Origin of the sequence: Streptomyces thermospinosisporus, assembly GCF_039526425.1 — a bacterium.
Classification (GTDB): Bacteria; Actinomycetota; Actinomycetes; order Streptomycetales; family Streptomycetaceae; genus Streptomyces; species Streptomyces thermocarboxydovorans.
In genome coordinates, this window is sequence record NZ_BAAAIZ010000020.1 from 1 (window position 1) to 15,107 (window position 15,107).

A 15,107-nucleotide genomic window follows, 5' to 3' on the forward strand; every position below is an offset into this window, starting at 1 on the left:
CGCCGCCGGACGATTTTTCCGGGAAACCCCGCACCTTTGGGTGCGGGGTTTTCTGCGTTTCAGGACCGGCCTGCTGGTCCCGTTTCCGGTCCCGTGCAGGTAATCCGGTGGGAGGGCGCCGTACCCCGGTACTACGGTGGCGGTCATGACCGGTAGTGGTGAGCCCCTCGGGGACGGTGTGATCCGGGCCGTGCGTGCCGAGGAGTGGCGTGCGGTCAAGGAGTTGCGGCTGACGGCCTTGCGGGATCCGGTGGCGCACCTGGCCTATCTGGAGACGTACGAGCATGCGGCCGCGCAGGCCGACGACTTCTGGCGGGACCGGACGGCCCGGACTGCCGAGGGCTCGGAGGGGGCGCAGCAGTTCATCGCCGTGGCGTCGGACGCGCGGTGGGTCGGCTCGGTGACGGTGCTGGTGGAGGAGCCGGGCACCACGGACTGGACCGGGGCCGTCGTGGAGCACAAGCAGGGCCACCTGGTGGGTGTGTATGTGCGGCCCGAGGAGCGCGGGAGCGGGCTGACCGAGGTGTTGTTCGACGCGGCGCTGGACTGGTCGTGGGCGCACGGGGTGGAGCGGGTGCGGCTGTTCGTGCACGAGGACAATACGCGGGCGTACCGCTTCTACCGCAGGGTCGGGTTCGAGCCCAGTGGGCTGACCGTGCCGCTGAAGGGGTCGGACAAGCGGGAGCTGGAGCTGGTGCTGGAGCGCGGGTGAGGCGTCCCTGCCGGGCCCTGGGGGCTCAGACTGGGAGTTCGTCGTGCGGCCAGCGGGCGCGGCCCTGTTCGCAGGAGCGGAGCAGGGCGAGGGTGGGCATGCCCTGATCGGCGCCGTGGGCGAGGAGTTCCGGGAGCTGGGGGAGCGGTGCGACGGCCGCCACGTCGTCCAGGACGAGGGTGAGTGGTGGGTCGAGCCGACCGGAGGATGACCGTGCGGCCATGCGCCGGCCGTGCTCGACCACGCTTGCGGCGAGAGCCGTCAGCAGGGGCATAGCGCCCGGGGTGGTGCGGGGGGACTCGATGGATTCCCCCACCACATAAAGCGTGCCCCCTTCATGGATGAAGGAATCCAAGGCGAGGGCATCATTTCGGTTGGGAGTGCAGGCCTCGCGGACGTTGACCGTGGAGAGCGCGGACAGGGCGCGGGTGATCAGCTGCTGGGCCATGTCCCGGCGTTCGGGGTGCGCGGTCAGGGCCGCCTCGAGTTCACCCGCGGAACCGGCGGCGGCCTTGGGGCTGGTGCGCAGGATGCGTACCGCGTCCTGGAGCTGGGTGCCCTGGGACCAGCGGTGGACATGGCGGGTGGTGCGGCCGTCGACGGCTGCGGCGTGCAGATAGCTGCGCAGCAGGGTCTCGGCGGTGTCGCTGACCGCCTGGTCCAGCCGGGAGGTGGGGCGTACGGGGGTGAGGAGGGCGACCGCTCTCGCCACGGCCGTGTCCTTGGCCTCGCAGCCGGTGGTGGGGGACCAGTGGAGGCGGGACGGGGTGTCGCAGAGGTGGGTCGGGTCGTAGAGGTGGGTGGGGCCCAGCTTGGCGCGGGCGTCCTTGGTGGCCTCCCAGAGGGCCGGGTTCGAGGTGACGACCAGGACCGGGCCGGTGGCGTCCTGCACGGCCTGGGTGGCGGTGGAGTGGCGGGTGGCCGGTGGGCCGTAGTGCACGGAGCTCTCGGCGCGGTGGGGGTCCCATCCGGCCGGTGCGGGGGCGCCGTTGAGGGCGGGGACCGTCTCCTGCTGTGACGTCTCCAGCGGCGCTGTCTCCTGCTGTGACGTCTCCAGCGGCGCTGTCTCCTGCTGTGACGTCTCCAGCGGCGCTGTCTCCTGCGCCGATGTCTGCTTCGGTGCCGTCTGCTGCTCCGGCTCGGGTACGGGTCTGGGCGTGGGGACCTCGTGGACCGGGGGCGCTTGGGGCGCGGGGGCCGCCGTCTCCGGCTGCGTGCATTGCCGTTTGGCCGCCGCGGCGCGCTCGGCCCGGCGGCGGGCCCGGCCGGCTCTCCAGCGGGCCACCGTGCCCATCACGAACACCGTGAGCACGAACAGGACCATCAGCTGGCCGATGAGCAGGCCCCAGAAGAGGCCGTAGCCCGGCAGGTCGGTGGACGGGGTGTCCGGCCAGGCTCCGGGGATGTCGTGGGGTTCGGCGATGAGCCGGCGCATGGCGTGCGGGGTGCGGGAGAAGGTGACGCCGGACGGCCAGGAGCCGTGGGCGAAGAGGGCGGCCAGGCCCGTGCCCGTCCAGATCAGGACGGTCATGCCGAGGAGCAAGGCGAGGACGCCGACCAGCAGTCCGTCGGGGATGCCGCCCTGGCCGGTGCGCCCGCGGTGGTCCTCGGGTCTCACGTGTCCGCCCTCCCCCTTGTGCCTACGCCACCGTCGATTCGGAGTCGCCGACGTGCTGTTCCACGAAGGCCGCTGCGCGTTCTTCCGCCTCCCGTTCGGCGGCGCGCAGGGCGTCGTCGGACAGGTCGGTGGAGGACTCGGTCATGGCGCGGTCGGTGAAGACCAGGGGCCGTTCGGTCTCGGTGACCAGGTGTTTGACCACCTGGACATTGCCGTTGACGTCCCACACCGCGATGCCCGGTGTCAGCGTGGGGATGATTTCCACCGCCCACCTGGGCAAACCCAGGACCCGGCCGGTGGCCCTCGCCTCGTCCGCCTTCTGGGCGTAGATGGTCCGGGTGGACGCCATCTTCAGGATGGCCGCTGCCTCCTTCGCCGCCGCGCCGTCCACCACGTCGGACAGGTGGTGGACGACGGCGACGAAGGACAGGCCGAGCCGGCGGCCGAACTTCAGCAGGCGCTGGAACAGCTGGGCCACGAACGGGCTGTTGATGATGTGCCAGGCCTCTTCGACGAGGAAGATGCGCTTCTTGCGGTCGGGGCGGATCCAGGTGTGCTCCAGCCACACGCCGACGATCGCCATGAGGATGGGCATGGCGATGGAGTTGCGGTCGATGTGGGACAGGTCGAACACGATGAGCGGCGCGTCCAGGTCGATGCCGACCGTGGTCGGGCCGTCGAACATGCCGCGCAGGTCGCCGTCGACGAGCCGGTCCAGGACCAGCGCGACGTCCAGACCCCAGGCCCGTACGTCGTCTATGGCGACATTCATCGACTCGGCCGACTCCGGTTCGGGGTGGCGGAGCTGGTCGACGATGTCGGAGAGGACCGGCTGGCGGTCGGTGATGGTCTCGTTGACGTAGGAGTGGGCGACCTTCAGCGCGAAGCCGGAGCGCTCGTCGAGGGCGTGGCCCATCGCGACCTCGATGATCGTGCGGAGCAGCGCCAGCTGTCCCGTGGTGGTGATCGCCGGGTCGAGGGGGTTGAGCCGGATGCCGTGGTCGAGCGCGGCCATCGGGTCCAGGCGGATGGGCGTTATCCCCAGCTCCTGGGCGATGAGGTTCCATTCGCCGACGCCGTCCTCGCCCTGGGCGTCCAGGACGACGACCTGCCGGTCGCGGAAGCGGAGCTGGCGCAGCACGTACGTCTTCTCCAGCGCCGACTTGCCGTTGCCGGACTCGCCGAGGACCAGCCAGTGCGGGGCGGGCAGTTGCTGGCCGTAGAGCTGGAAGGGGTCGTAGATGTAGCCCTTTCCGGAGTAGACCTCGCGGCCGATGATGACGCCGGAGTCGCCGAGGCCGGGGGCGGCGGTCGGCAGATAGACCGCCTGTGCCTGGCCGGTGGAGGTGCGCACCGGCAGCCTGGTCGTCTCCACCTTCCCGAACAGGAAGGAGGTGAAGGCGTCGGTGACGACGGACAGCGGATCCCGCATCTGGAATCAGCCCCTACCTTCGAATGCCGGTGGCGAACGGGAGTGTGTTCACGAAGGCGCGGTGGTGCTCACGGTCGCACCACTCCAGCTTCAGGTACGACTTTCCGGCCGAGGCTCTTATCGTCCGCTTGTCGCGGGCGAGGGCCTCGGGCGAGCGGGAGGAGACGGTGATGTAGCCGACGAGGTTGACGCCGGCGGCGCCGCTGGCCAGGTCCTCGCCGCGCTGGTCGAGGCGGGAGTGGGCGGCGACGTCGCGCGGGTCGACCGTGCGGTTCAGCTTGGCGGCGCGGGACTGCTCGGCCATGTCGTTGGTCTTCTCGGTCAGCATGCGTTCGATGGCTACCTCGGTGGGCTCGAGATCCATCGTCACGGCGACCGTTCGGATGACGTCGGGGGTGTGGACGAGCAGCGGGGCGAGGAAGTTGACGCCGACCGGGGTCATCGGCCATTCCTTCACCCAGGCGGTGGCGTGGCACCAGGGGGCGCGGGTGGCGGACTCGCGGGTCTTGGCCTGGAGGTACGTCGGCTCGGTGGCGTCCAGCTCGGCCGGCCAGGCGTTGCGCTTGGTCATCGCCTGGATGTGGTCGATGGGGTGGTCCGGGTCGTACATGGAGTGGATCAGCGAGGACAGCCGGCTCTGGCCGAGTGGCTGCCGCACCCGGATGTCGGCCTCCTGCAGCCGGGAGCAGATGTCGGTCAGCTCGCGGGCCATGACGACGGCGAGCCCGGCGTCCCGGTCGACCCGGCCGTGCTGGCTGCGCATCGCGCGGGCGACGGCGTTGGCCTCGGCGGCCAGTTCGCGGTTGTAGTGCATGCAGGCGACCAGGTACGCGCGGTGCTGCTCGCTGCTGGTGGAGACCATGGACTGCAGCTGGTCGTAGGACTCCTGCAGCCAGGCCGGTGCCCGGTCGTCGCCCCGGAGGGCTACGTCCTTGGCGTGGGCGTCGGGGTCGGCGGGCAGGGTGCGGGCGAGCATCTGCAGGCGGGTGACGAAGCCGTCGCCGTTGGCCACGTGCTTGAGCAGGGTGCCGAAGCGGTCGACGAGGGCCTCCTGGTCCTCGGAGTCGCGCAGTCCGACGCCGGGGCCCTCGATCTCGATGGCGGCGGTGACGGTCTTGCGGTCGGCGTGCAGGAGCACGGCGATCTCGTCCGGGCCGAAGGGCGCGGAGAGCCAGGTGATGCGCCCGATGCCGGGCGGCGGTCCGACCTCCACCTCGCGCCCGTCGAGCCGGGTGCCGGCCTCGATCACGCCGGAGCGGTAGACGGCGCCGTTGCGCAGGGTGCGCTTGTAGCTGCGGTTGATCTCGAACCACTTGTAGAACGTGCGGTGCTTGTACGGCACGTACACGGCGGCGAGCGCCAGCATGGGCAGCCCGGCGAGCAGCACGATCCGCAGGGACAGGATGGGCACGAGGAGCCCGCACATCATGCCGAGGAACGCGCCCACGACGATGAGCGCGATCTCGCCGGTCTCGCGGTTGCGGCCGATGATCGCGTTCGGCCGGGCACGGCCGATCAGATACGTACGGCGGGGCGTGACCGGAGGGGACAGGTGGGACTCGGTCGTCAACGCCCTTCACCTCCCGTGCGGTTCGTACTGCTGGTGCGGGTGTTGCTGGCGTGCGGGGTGTTGACCGGGCTGCTCGAGCGGGGTGCGGGTGCGGCGGAGGGGACAGTTCCGCCGCCGTCGGAGGTGCGCGAGCTGTGCGCGGCCACGCCGCCGGAGGCGGGGTTGGACGGTCGGGGAGGCTCGCTGTGGTGGGCGCGGGAGCTGTGGGTCTTGATGCCCTGGGCGACCAGGGTCGCCGGGGAGCTGATGACGGCCGCGGCCTTGCTCTCGGCGCCCTGCATGATGCGGTTGCTGCGGGAGCCGGCGATCTCGTCGCCGAAGCCGGGGACGAAGCGGTAGATCATCGCCGAGGCGAAGATGGCGAGCAGGATGATCGCCAGGCCGGAGACCACGGCGGAGAAGGCGTCCGGTCCGTCGTCCGCGGAGAGCGCGCCGGCCAGGCCGAGGACGATCACGATGACCGGCTTGACCAGGATGACGGCGATCATGATGCCGGCCCAGCGGCGGACGTGGCCCCACAGGTTCTTGTCGACCAGGCCCGCGTAGACGACGGTGCCGAGGAGGGCGCCGACGTAGAGCAGGGCGGCGCGGATGACCAGCTCCAGCCAGAGCACGCCGGCGGCGATGATCGACACGAAGGAGACGACGATCAGCATGATCGGTCCGCCGCCGATGTCGTCGCCCTTCTCCAGGGCGGCGGCGAACGTCCCGAAGAACATGTCGGTCTGATCGCCCGTCGCCTTGGCCAGGACGTCCGTGACGGAGTCGGTTGCGGAGACGACGGTGTAGAGGATCAGCGGGGTGAAGGCGGAGGCCAGCACCGTGAGCCAGAGGAACCCGATGGCTTCGGAGAGGGCGGTGGTGAAGGGCACGCCCCGGACCGCCCTCTTGGCGACGGCGAGCAGCCAGAGGAGCAGGGTGAGGATGGTGGAGGCGGCGAAGACGACGGCGTACTGCTGAAGGAACGTGCTGTTGGTGAAGTCGACCTCGGCGGTCGCCTCGACGGCCGCGCTGAGCTTCTTGACGGTCCAGGAGGCGGCCTCGGCACAGCCCTTGGCGAGGGAGGCGAGGGGGTCGAGGGTGGTGCTGGGGTCACTGAGCCCGCCCTCGCCTTTGCCGGGGGAGCCGGAGCGGCCGTTGGACTGGCCTTGTTCGCAGTAGTCCTTGGCGGGGCCATGGATCAGGTCGCAGGGGTCGTCGCTGGGGGTGGGCGTGGGCGTCGGTGCAGCGAGGGCACGGGCCGGGAACAGGACGGCTGCCGTCTGCACGGCCACGACGAGGCCGGTCAGTTTGACCAGGCGGCGGCTAGCGGGCATACGTGAACCCTCCGTACTCCTTGACGGCCTTCGCCATCTCGTCGGCGCCGGCGGCCCGCTCGTCACCGGGAATCGGTGCGGGGCCGACCTTCTGCGAATGGGTCACGATCTTCCAGTCGCCGTCGGTCCACTCGAGCTGCATCGTGATGGTGAACCAGCTGCTGGTGACCGGATTGGTGGACTTCTCTCCCGCCAGGCCCAGGAGGCCGCTGCACCAGACCTCGACCGTCGCGGAGTCGGCCGTCCATGCGGTGACCTTGGTGCCGACAGGTGTCGTGCGGGAGACGAACGTGAAGCCCTTCGGAGCGCTTCCGTTCTCGTCCAGGCCCAGGCTCTTGTTGAACTTGGGCGAGTACGCCTTGTCCAACTGCGCCTCGAAGGCCGCGACCCGGCCAGGGACGATGACCGCCCGCAGAATGGCGTCGCGGCGCGCCTTGTCGAACATCTCGGCGGAGCCCAGCACCACCGCATAATTCGCCGCCGCGCTCTCCGCCCCCTGGCGGGTGTGGGCGAAGCCCGAGGGGATGCCCGCTGCCTTGGTGCTCACCGGCTTCTCGCCCGTCGGCGCCGTCGCCGCGGACTTGGGTGAGTCCGCGCTCTCCTCGCCCGTACCGGAATCCTCTCCTCCACGGTTCGCGAAGGCGATCGCGGCAATGAGGAGGACGACGACGCCGACCACCGTCACGAGGCTGCGCGAGGACGACCGGCGCCCGCCTCTGCGCGCACCCCCGTACAGGTCACCGCCGCCTTCCGGCATGCGAGTGCGCGTCTGGCCCGACTCGCCGTCACCGAGACTCATGCCGCGTACGCCCCCTCGACGTCGTGCGGAAACACCTCGTGCTCCGTGTACTCCTCGTACGACGGTAGCCGTGCTGGTTCCCGCGCGGGCGCGGTGTGGTGACTCGACATCAGAGAAACGCAACCTCAGCCGGTGGGCGCGACGGGCGGGTGGGGTATGGGGAGTGCCGGGCGTGCCCGGTCGGGAGTGATGCCGCGGGGGCTACACGGCCATGCCGTAGACGATGGTGAACAGGGTGCCGAGGGAGCCGATGATGAAGACTCCCGTCAGACCGGCGATGATCAGGCCCTTGCCCTGTTCGGCGCTGAAGGTGTCCCGCAGGGCGGTCGCTCCGATGCGCTGTTTGGCGGCGCCCCAGACGGCGATGCCGAGGCAGAGCAGAATGGCGACGGCCATCACCACCTCGATCATGACCCGCGCCTCGTTGCCCAGGCTGCCGAAGGGGCCCCAGTCCGGAGCGATCCCGCCGATGATGGTGTCGATGTCTCCCTTATCGGCCGCAAAGAGCATGTAAGTCACCGCCCCTGTTGGGTAGTTCCGCATCCTCTGCGGACGTGCAGAGGTCAAGCCTCATTGTCGCCGACGTTGCCGCTGTCGTATGTCGACTTGGCGTCATCCGTTGGCAGGTTTCGTACGAATAGCTTGCCACCGTCCCGCGCGGGGTCCTCTCGGGGAGCGGGGGCGGTGTGCAAGGGGGTCGTATCGTCACTCTGTGTATCACGGCAGGTTACACCGGGCAACGAGGCCGGTGCGGAACCTGTCGCGTGGTTCTGTCGTTGATCTCTCTTGCGTCTCCAGCCGCATCCCTCGTGCCCGGCCCTGAGCGGGCGTCAGGGTGACGCTGCTCAGCGGGGCTTGATGCCGTACAGCATGTGGTGGACCAGTTCCCCGATGCTCTCCAGGGCCTCCTCGGGCGCGAGCATGCCGGCGGCGGCGAGGGAGGCGAGGCCGTGCAGGCCGGCGCCCGTGACGAGGGTGAGGCGGGCGGGGTCGTCCTCGATGATCTCGCCCCGGCGCATGGCGTCGGCCACGACCCGCTCCAGTGAGCCGACCGTGCGGTCGACGGCGGCGGTCATCTGCTCGTGGGCGTCGGGGTCGTGCTTGCGCGCGTACATCAGCTCCAGCAGCTCGGCGTGGTCGAGGGCGAAGCGGAGGTAGGCGCGGGCCAGGGCGGTGAGTCGGGGTTCGAGGGGCAGCTCGGGGTCGTCGGCGGCGTTCAGGGCCTGCTCCAGGCGGTCGTAGCCGACCAGGGCCAGGGCGTCGAGCAGCGCCTGCTTGTCCTTGAAGTGGCGGCCGGGGGCGGCGTGGCTGACGCCGGCCTCGCGGGCCAGTTCGCGCAGGGAGAGTGCGGTGATGCCCTTCGTCCGCAGGGTGCGCTCGGCGCTGGCGAGCAGGGTGGAGCGCAGGTCTCCGTGGTGGTAGGGGCGGCTTGCGGGCATGGGGTCATCGTAACGGGATGTTGACGTCGTCAATATTGTTGGCGTCGTCATCAATGTTGTCATTGACAGCATTGTTGGCGACGTCTACATTCGGGGCATGACCGAGACGCAGAAGTGGAACGCGACCCAGCTGCCCGATCTGAGCGGCCGTACGGCCGTGATCACGGGCGCCAACAGCGGCATCGGGCTCACCACCGCCGACGCGCTGGCCCGCGCCGGTGCGCATGTCGTCTTCGCGGTGCGGGACCCCGAGCGCGGCCGGGCCGCCGCCGCGACCGTGCCTGGCAGTACCGAGGTGCGCCGTCTCGACCTGGCCGATCTGGCCTCCGTTCGGGAGTTCGCCGCCGGCTGGCAGGGGCCGCTGGACCTGCTGATCAACAACGCGGGCGTGATGATGCTTCCGCGGCAGCGGACCAAGGACGGCTTCGAGATGCAGTTCGGCACCAACCATCTCGGGCACTTCGCCCTGACGAACCTGCTGCTGCCGCACATCACCGGCCGCGTGGTCACCGTCTCCTCGGGCGCCCACCGCTGGGGCTACGGCACCATCCGCTTCGACGACCTCGACATGGACGCGGACTACGACCCGAGCCGCGCCTACGGCCAGTCCAAGCTCGCCAACCTGCTGTTCACGCTGGAGCTGCAGCGCCGCCTGACCGAGGCGGGCTCCAAGGTCCGGTCCCTGGCCGCGCACCCCGGCTACTCCGCCACCAACCTGCAGAGCCACGCGGCCAACCCGGTGCTCCGGCTGGGGATGCGGCTCGCCAACCGGCTCGTGGCGCAGTCCGACCGCGCGGGTGCCCTGCCGACGCTGTACGCGGCCACCCAGGACCTGCCGGGCGCCAGCTATGTCGGCCCCGACGGCCTGGGCGAGCTGCGGGGCAGCCCCACCCTGGTGAGCCGCTCCCGGGCGGCGAGCGACCCGGTGCTGGCCCGGCGCCTGTGGTCGGTGTCCGAGGAACTGACGGGGGTGCGCTGGCCGTTGGAGGCTCAGGTGGCCTGAGTTCCCACGGAGGTGGCCGATCCGATGCCGAGCCTGCTGGCCGTGTACGCCCACCCCGACGACGAGTCGCTGTTCTCGGGCGGTGTCCTGGCACGCAACGCCGCCGAGGGCGGACGCACGGCCGTCGTGACCGCCACCTGGGCCGAGCACACCCACCGGGCCGCCGAACTCGCCGAGGCGCTGCGCCTCCTGGGCGTCTCCGGCAAACCCCGCCTGCTCGGCTACGCCGACGCCCGGGTGCCCGACTCGGCGCCCGGCAGCCCGCGGCTGTGCGACGCGCCGCTGGACGAGACGGTGGGACGACTGGTCGGGCACATCCGCGACTTCCGCCCCGAGATCGTCGTCACCCACGACGCATACGGCGGCGTGACCGGCCACGAGGACCATGTGCACACCCACCGCCTGACGGTACTGGCCGCACAGGCGGCCGGACTCGAGCGCCTGTACCCGGAGGCCGGCGCCCCCTGGCAGCCCCGCGCGCTCTACCTGGCCGCACACCCGCACTCGGCGGTCCGGGCACTGGACGGTCTGCGAGTGACGGCCGACGACCTGTGGACCGTCCCGGACGACCGCATCACCACCACCGTCGACGTAGGCCCTTGGCTGCCCCGGAAGTGGGCGGCGGTCTCCGCCCACCGCAGCGAGGCCCGGCGCGGGGCGGCCCCCGGACTGCTGGCTGGCCTGTCGGCGGACGTCCGCGAACAGCTGCTCGGAACGGAGTGGTACATACGCCAGGACCTCACCTCCGGCGGCGGAGGCGGCGAGACGGAGCTGAGGGTCTGAGCGGCTCAGGGGCTCTGCTGGGCCGGATCGGCGAGGGCATCGTCCTCGCCTGCGCGCCAGCCTGGTGCGGCGGCTGCTCAAGTGGCCCGTGGCCACCTATCCGCGGCACCGCTCCGGTCCGCCGCCTTGTCGGGCCGCACGGTCACGGTGATGTCCTCCCTGTCGCATGGGGTCAGCGCATGTCCTGGGTGTGCGAGTACGCGACCAGCGGGAGCCCGGAGAACACGGGGAGCAGACGACCGAGGTACCACTCGCCGTCTGCGAACCGCTCAAGACCTCGCCGCGGGACGATGTTCTTGTTGGGTGTGACGGTCACTGACCTGCCGGAGTCGGCGACGATGAAGATGCAGCCGGCGCCGCCCTCACGATGCGTCAGGATGAAGGCGCAGTACTCACCTTGAACGCGTACGGACTCCAGCCGGCGCACGACCTCGTCCCCTGTCCGCTGTGCCGCGACGATCCAGTCGAAGAGGTCGGGACCGATCGCGTAGGCCAGGTCCCCGTCGTCCTCGAAGCTCCAGCCCGCCGCCTCGGCGGCGGGCTGGAGGTCCGCTACGGGCACCTCCCGGGACAGGTGGAAGGTGAAATCTGCATCAATGCTCATCGCATGGCCTCTGCTGTTTCTCTGCTGTTTCTGCTTCCGGGGCGGCGGCGCGGGGGTCCCGGTTGCGGTCGGCCGGGCGGGGGAAGCTCCTAGACTGACGCGGGCGGAACCCCGGTGGGCGGAGGGTGGTTGACGGTGCGTAAGGCCTGGATCGTGGTGTCCCTGGCTGTCAGCTCCGGACTGGCCTTTGTGATGCTGCTGGTCATCGGCGTGTATGTGGTCGCCGGGAACCTCGTCAACGGGGTGGGGGGCGGGGCCGCCAAGGCGTTGGCGAAGGGGGCTGTGCCGGCGGCCTACCGGGATCTGGTGGACCAGTGGGGAAAGCTGTGCCCGGCCATCAACCCCGCGCTGCTCGCCGCCCAGCTGTATCAGGAGAGCGGGTTCAATCCCCGGGCGCAGAGCCCGGCCGCCGCACAGGGCATCGCGCAGTTCATCCCGGGGACCTGGGCCACGCACGGCATCGACGGTGACGGGGACGGGGACCGGGACGTCTGGGATCCCGAGGACGCGATTCCCTCGGCGGCCAAGTACGACTGCACCCTCGCGTCCTATGTGAAGGACGTGCCAGGAAATCTGACCGAAAACATGCTGGCCTCCTACAACGCGGGGGCCTACGCGGTGATCAAGTACGGGGGCGTGCCGCCGTACAAGGAGACGCAGAACTATGTGAAGCGGATCCGGGCGCTGGAGGAGAGCTTCGCGGCGCCGGTGGGGCGGGTCGACCCCTCGCGGCAGGCGGCCGGGGCGATCGCGTACGCGCAGAAGAAGCTGGGCACGCCCTACCTCTGGGGCGGCAACGGCACGGCTGAGCAGGGCGGACGCTTCGACTGCTCGGGGCTGACCAAGGCCGCCTACGAGAGCGTGGGCATCAAGCTGCCGCGCATCGCCAACGACCAGTACAACGCCGGGCCGCACCCGAAGCGGGACGAACTGCTGCCGGGAGATCTGGTGTTCTTCTCGGACGATCCGGCCGACTCCCGGGCCATCCGGCACGTAGGCGTCTATGTCGGGGGCGGATACATGATCGACGCGCCGCGGCCGGGGGCGGTGATCCGGTTCGATCCGATCGACACCCCCGACTACTTCGGCGCCACCCGGGTGACCGAAGATGGCGCGAAAGCACTCCCCACGACGGTGTGAGCGGAGCGTGAGGCAGCCCCCTGAGCTGCGGTGATGAGTCTCTCTTCGATAACGTCTGCGTGATCATTCAGTGGAGTGTGGAACGTATCCGCAGGGGCCGTGCGTTCCTGTTGGCGTAGCCCGCGCAGACGAGAGATCTGACGAGAGGTTCTACACACCACGGGGGTGGCAGTGACGGCGCACGCACGGTGCGCCGGAAGAGAGGACGAAGGGGCCGCAGCACCATGGCTGGACTCGCCGAATCCGGGTCGAACCCCGACGTCGACCTGCTCTACGACATCAATGGCCTCGCCAAGGACGCACCGCCGTGGTTCGACCGGATCATGGAGTACATCGGGGAGTACGGGCTGCTCCTCGCCATGGTGCTGCTGGTGATGTGGTGCTGGTGGGGCGTGCGTCGGCGCGGCGGTGAGGACGCGGCACCGTCGGTGGCCGCGCTGGTCTGGGCGCCGCTCGCCGCGGCGGTCGCGGTGCTCGTGAACGTGCCCATACGCGGGTTCGTCGAGCGGCCCCGGCCGTTCAACGACCATCAGGGGCTCGAGGTCCTGGTCACCGGCAAGACCGACTACTCGTTCGTCAGCGACCACGCGACGATCACCATGGCGCTGGCAGTGGGGCTGTTCCTCGCCAACCGCAAGTTCGGTGTCGTCGGCATCGGGATCGCGCTGCTCGAGGGCTTCTGCCGGGTCTACATGGGCGTGCACTACCCGACCGACGTGGTGGGCGGGCTCGCGCTCGGCACGGCCGTGGCGCTGCTGCTCTCGCCGGTGGCCATGGCGCTGCTGACGCCGGTCATGCGGGCGATCGAGCGGTCGCCCCGGCTGGGGTGGCTGATCGCGGCGAAGGACGCGCGGGAGTCCGCGCGGCGGGACGGTACGGAGCCGGGGGCCCGGAGCGAGATGTCGGGTGCGGCCGCCGGGGAGCGGGATCTCGCCGCGTGAGCCTGGCTGCGTGAGCCCGACGCCCTGGATCTACAGGGCCTGGGAGTGAGTGAAGAGGCGGTGCGGGTCGTACCGCCTCTTCACTTGTGTCAGGCGGGGGACGGCGCTGCCGTAGTACGCCTGGCGCCAGTTCTTGAGGGAGGCGTCCGCGTAGTTCTGGTAGGCGGCGCCGGAGGCGTAGGGGCGCATCGCCTTGTGGGCCGAGGCCAGCCATGACTGGGCGGCGGAGCCGGGTGCGTTCTCGCTCCAGGAGGCGAGGTACTGGGCCAGCAGGCGGGAGCGGCGGTGCACGAACGCCGTTGCCGTGGGGGAGACCCGGTTGACGGCGCCGCCGAGGGCGGTGAGCTGGATCGCGGCCGAGCCGCCCCGGACGGCGGGGAGCTGGGCGAGAAGGGTGCGGATGGCGTCCCGGCCGAGTGCGCGGTCGAAGAAGTCGGAGCGGGCGGCGTAGGTCTCGCGGCGCAGCGCGCCCCTCGGGTGGCGGCCGGCGGTGGTGCCGGGGAGGTGGCACTGGGCGTCCTCGGCGTGGGAGGAGCAGCCGGCGTACAGCTCCATGGCGTCCAGGTAGGGGCGGCGGCGCAGCGAGGCGGTGGTGGCGGGGGTGCCGATGCGGTCGGCCAGGCGGTCCACGGCGTTCTGCAGGCCGGTGTGGCTGCCGAGGGAGAAGGCCGTGAGGGAGACGGTGGGGGTGCGGCCGGGGGCGGCGCCGAGGTGGAGCGAGGACCAGATCTCGTCGGGCTGGGCGAGGGCCCAGTGCTGCCAGGCGTCGAGGACGGCGGGGGCCTGCTGCCAGGGCCAGGTGAGGTGGGCGGTGACGCTCTCGGGGGCCGGGTGGGTCCTGAAGTGCAGCTCGGTGACGACGCCGAAGGTGCCGGTGCCGGCGCCGCGGAGGGCCCAGAAGAGGTCCTGGTGGTCGGTGGGGGTGGCGGTGAGCTGCTTGCCGTCGGCGGTGACGAGGGTGGCGGCGGTGAGGTTGTCGCAGGTCAGGCCGTAGGCGCGGGAGGTCACGCCGTGCCCGCCGCCGAGGGTGAGACCGGAGATGCCGACGGTGGGGCAGGAGCCGGCGGGGATGGTGGTGCCCTTGGCGGCGAGGGTGCGGTAGACGTCGATCAGCTTGGCGCCGGCGCCGATGGTGGCGGTGGTGGGCGTGGTGCGGATGGTGCTGAGTTCGGAGACGTCGATGATCAGGGCGTTGTCGGCGGAGGAGGCGCCGGTGTAGGAGTGGCCGCCGTTGCGGATGGTGAGGGGGGTGGTGTGGCGGCGGGCGAAGGTGAGGGCGGTGCGGATGTCGTCGGGGTGCCTGACGTAGGCGACGGCGGAGGGTTTGAGGGGGTCGAAGCGGGTGTTGTAGAGGCGGTGGGCTGTTGGCCAGGTGGCGTCGCCGGGGCGGATGAGGGGGCCGTCGAGGTCTCGGGCGAGGGCGGTCCAGTCGGCGGGGCGGGGGGTTCGTCTGGGGGTGGCGGTTTGGTTTCGGGTGGTCGTCTGCGCGGTGGCGGTTGAGCCGGCTGTGCTTGTGCTGCCGTTGCCTTTGCCGCTGCCTGTGCAGGCGGTCAGCAGGGTTGCCGTGCCGGCTGCGATGAAGGTCCGCCGTTCCATGTAACGCCTCCCGGTGTCTCCTGGGGAGGGACGGAGTTGGGGGTGCGGGGGTTCCATGGTGCGGGTGGACCGGGGCTGGGCGGGGGGAGTTGCGCAACCCGGCGCCAGCGGGGTGCCTCCCCCCGACGCTCGGCTTCGCTCGCGGGGGACCCCC

At 70.8% G+C, this 15,107-nt stretch carries 14 protein-coding genes; 5 read left to right on the forward strand and 9 right to left on the reverse strand.

The features are described 5' to 3' along the window. The first annotated feature begins 145 nt into the window (after positions 1-145). The gene (locus ABD207_RS08545; RefSeq protein WP_344011316.1) at positions 146-712 is read left to right on the forward strand and encodes a GNAT family N-acetyltransferase; all 567 of its coding nucleotides are present in this window, start codon (positions 146-148) and stop codon (positions 710-712) included. 25 nt (positions 713-737) lie between these two features. On the opposite strand, the gene ABD207_RS08550 is transcribed toward ABD207_RS08545, so the two are convergent. From ABD207_RS08550 to ABD207_RS08580, 7 genes are all read right to left on the reverse strand, one after another. Continuing rightward, positions 738-2,330, reverse strand: coding sequence for a TraM recognition domain-containing protein (locus tag ABD207_RS08550; protein ID WP_344011317.1), 1,593 nt, complete (start codon positions 2,328-2,330; stop codon positions 738-740). Between the two features lie 22 nt (positions 2,331-2,352). Then, entirely contained in the window at positions 2,353-3,762 is a 1,410-nt protein-coding gene (locus ABD207_RS08555) for an ATP-binding protein (protein ID WP_344011319.1), read from the reverse strand. 13 nt (positions 3,763-3,775) lie between these two features. Next, on the reverse strand, positions 3,776-5,332 hold the full coding sequence (locus ABD207_RS08560) for an SCO6880 family protein (RefSeq protein ID WP_344011321.1): 1,557 nt from the start codon (positions 5,330-5,332) through the stop codon (positions 3,776-3,778). Next, positions 5,329-6,648 (reverse strand): hypothetical protein, encoded by a 1,320-nt coding sequence (locus tag ABD207_RS08565; RefSeq protein WP_344011322.1) that lies wholly within the window; start codon positions 6,646-6,648, stop codon positions 5,329-5,331. Before ABD207_RS08565 ends, ABD207_RS08560 begins: the two co-directional genes overlap by 4 nt. After that, the gene (locus tag ABD207_RS08570; RefSeq protein WP_344011324.1) at positions 6,638-7,447 is read right to left on the reverse strand and encodes a DUF8175 domain-containg protein; all 810 of its coding nucleotides are present in this window, start codon (positions 7,445-7,447) and stop codon (positions 6,638-6,640) included. The genes ABD207_RS08565 and ABD207_RS08570 overlap by 11 nt, the downstream gene beginning before the upstream one ends. A gap of 201 nt (positions 7,448-7,648) precedes the next feature. Further along, complete coding sequence (locus ABD207_RS08575; RefSeq protein WP_344003917.1) at positions 7,649-7,957, reverse strand: hypothetical protein; 309 nt, start codon at positions 7,955-7,957, stop codon at positions 7,649-7,651. Between the two features lie 335 nt (positions 7,958-8,292). Then, positions 8,293-8,886, reverse strand: a complete 594-nt coding sequence (locus ABD207_RS08580; RefSeq protein WP_344011326.1) for a TetR/AcrR family transcriptional regulator — start codon at positions 8,884-8,886, stop codon at positions 8,293-8,295. Between the two features lie 97 nt (positions 8,887-8,983). On the opposite strand from ABD207_RS08580, the gene ABD207_RS08585 reads away from it, so the two are divergent. Further along, positions 8,984-9,889, forward strand: a complete 906-nt coding sequence (locus tag ABD207_RS08585) for an oxidoreductase (protein WP_344011328.1) — start codon at positions 8,984-8,986, stop codon at positions 9,887-9,889. A 24-nt stretch (positions 9,890-9,913) separates the two neighbouring features. Beyond that, complete coding sequence (locus tag ABD207_RS08590) at positions 9,914-10,672, forward strand: PIG-L deacetylase family protein (protein ID WP_344011330.1); 759 nt, start codon at positions 9,914-9,916, stop codon at positions 10,670-10,672. Between the two features lie 172 nt (positions 10,673-10,844). Here the strand turns inward: ABD207_RS08590 and ABD207_RS08595 are convergent, their stop codons facing one another. Then, on the reverse strand, positions 10,845-11,276 hold the full coding sequence (locus ABD207_RS08595; protein WP_344011332.1) for a hypothetical protein: 432 nt from the start codon (positions 11,274-11,276) through the stop codon (positions 10,845-10,847). Positions 11,277-11,405: 129 nt separating this feature from the next. On the opposite strand from ABD207_RS08595, the gene ABD207_RS08600 reads away from it, so the two are divergent. Both ABD207_RS08600 and ABD207_RS08605 read left to right on the forward strand, forming a co-directional pair. Continuing rightward, entirely contained in the window at positions 11,406-12,416 is a 1,011-nt protein-coding gene (locus ABD207_RS08600; RefSeq protein WP_344011334.1) for an NlpC/P60 family protein, read from the forward strand. Positions 12,417-12,640: 224 nt separating this feature from the next. Further along, positions 12,641-13,357: a phosphatase PAP2 family protein gene (locus tag ABD207_RS08605; protein WP_344011336.1), complete on the forward strand. Its 717-nt coding sequence runs from the start codon at positions 12,641-12,643 to the stop codon at positions 13,355-13,357. Positions 13,358-13,387: 30 nt separating this feature from the next. Here the strand turns inward: ABD207_RS08605 and ABD207_RS08610 are convergent, their stop codons facing one another. Further along, positions 13,388-14,953: an FAD-binding oxidoreductase gene (locus ABD207_RS08610; protein ID WP_344011338.1), complete on the reverse strand. Its 1,566-nt coding sequence runs from the start codon at positions 14,951-14,953 to the stop codon at positions 13,388-13,390. Positions 14,954-15,107: the final 154 nt, after the last annotated feature.

What these genes read in the sequence shown, in the direction of transcription:
- ABD207_RS08545 (WP_344011316.1), top strand. Translation starts at nt 146, where the DNA reads ATGACCGGTAGTGGTGAGCCCCTCGGGGACGGTGTGATCCGGGCCGTG.
- ABD207_RS08555 (WP_344011319.1), bottom strand. Translation starts at nt 3,762, where the DNA reads ATGCGGGATCCGCTGTCCGTCGTCACCGACGCCTTCACCTCCTTCCTG.
- ABD207_RS08565 (WP_344011322.1), bottom strand. Translation starts at nt 6,648, where the DNA reads ATGCCCGCTAGCCGCCGCCTGGTCAAACTGACCGGCCTCGTCGTGGCC.
- ABD207_RS08570 (WP_344011324.1), bottom strand. Translation starts at nt 7,447, where the DNA reads ATGAGTCTCGGTGACGGCGAGTCGGGCCAGACGCGCACTCGCATGCCG.
- ABD207_RS08575 (WP_344003917.1), bottom strand. Translation starts at nt 7,957, where the DNA reads ATGCTCTTTGCGGCCGATAAGGGAGACATCGACACCATCATCGGCGGG.
- ABD207_RS08580 (WP_344011326.1), bottom strand. Translation starts at nt 8,886, where the DNA reads ATGCCCGCAAGCCGCCCCTACCACCACGGAGACCTGCGCTCCACCCTG.
- ABD207_RS08585 (WP_344011328.1), top strand. Translation starts at nt 8,984, where the DNA reads ATGACCGAGACGCAGAAGTGGAACGCGACCCAGCTGCCCGATCTGAGC.
- ABD207_RS08590 (WP_344011330.1), top strand. Translation starts at nt 9,914, where the DNA reads ATGCCGAGCCTGCTGGCCGTGTACGCCCACCCCGACGACGAGTCGCTG.
- ABD207_RS08595 (WP_344011332.1), bottom strand. Translation starts at nt 11,276, where the DNA reads ATGAGCATTGATGCAGATTTCACCTTCCACCTGTCCCGGGAGGTGCCC.
- ABD207_RS08605 (WP_344011336.1), top strand. Translation starts at nt 12,641, where the DNA reads ATGGCTGGACTCGCCGAATCCGGGTCGAACCCCGACGTCGACCTGCTC.
- ABD207_RS08610 (WP_344011338.1), bottom strand. Translation starts at nt 14,953, where the DNA reads ATGGAACGGCGGACCTTCATCGCAGCCGGCACGGCAACCCTGCTGACC.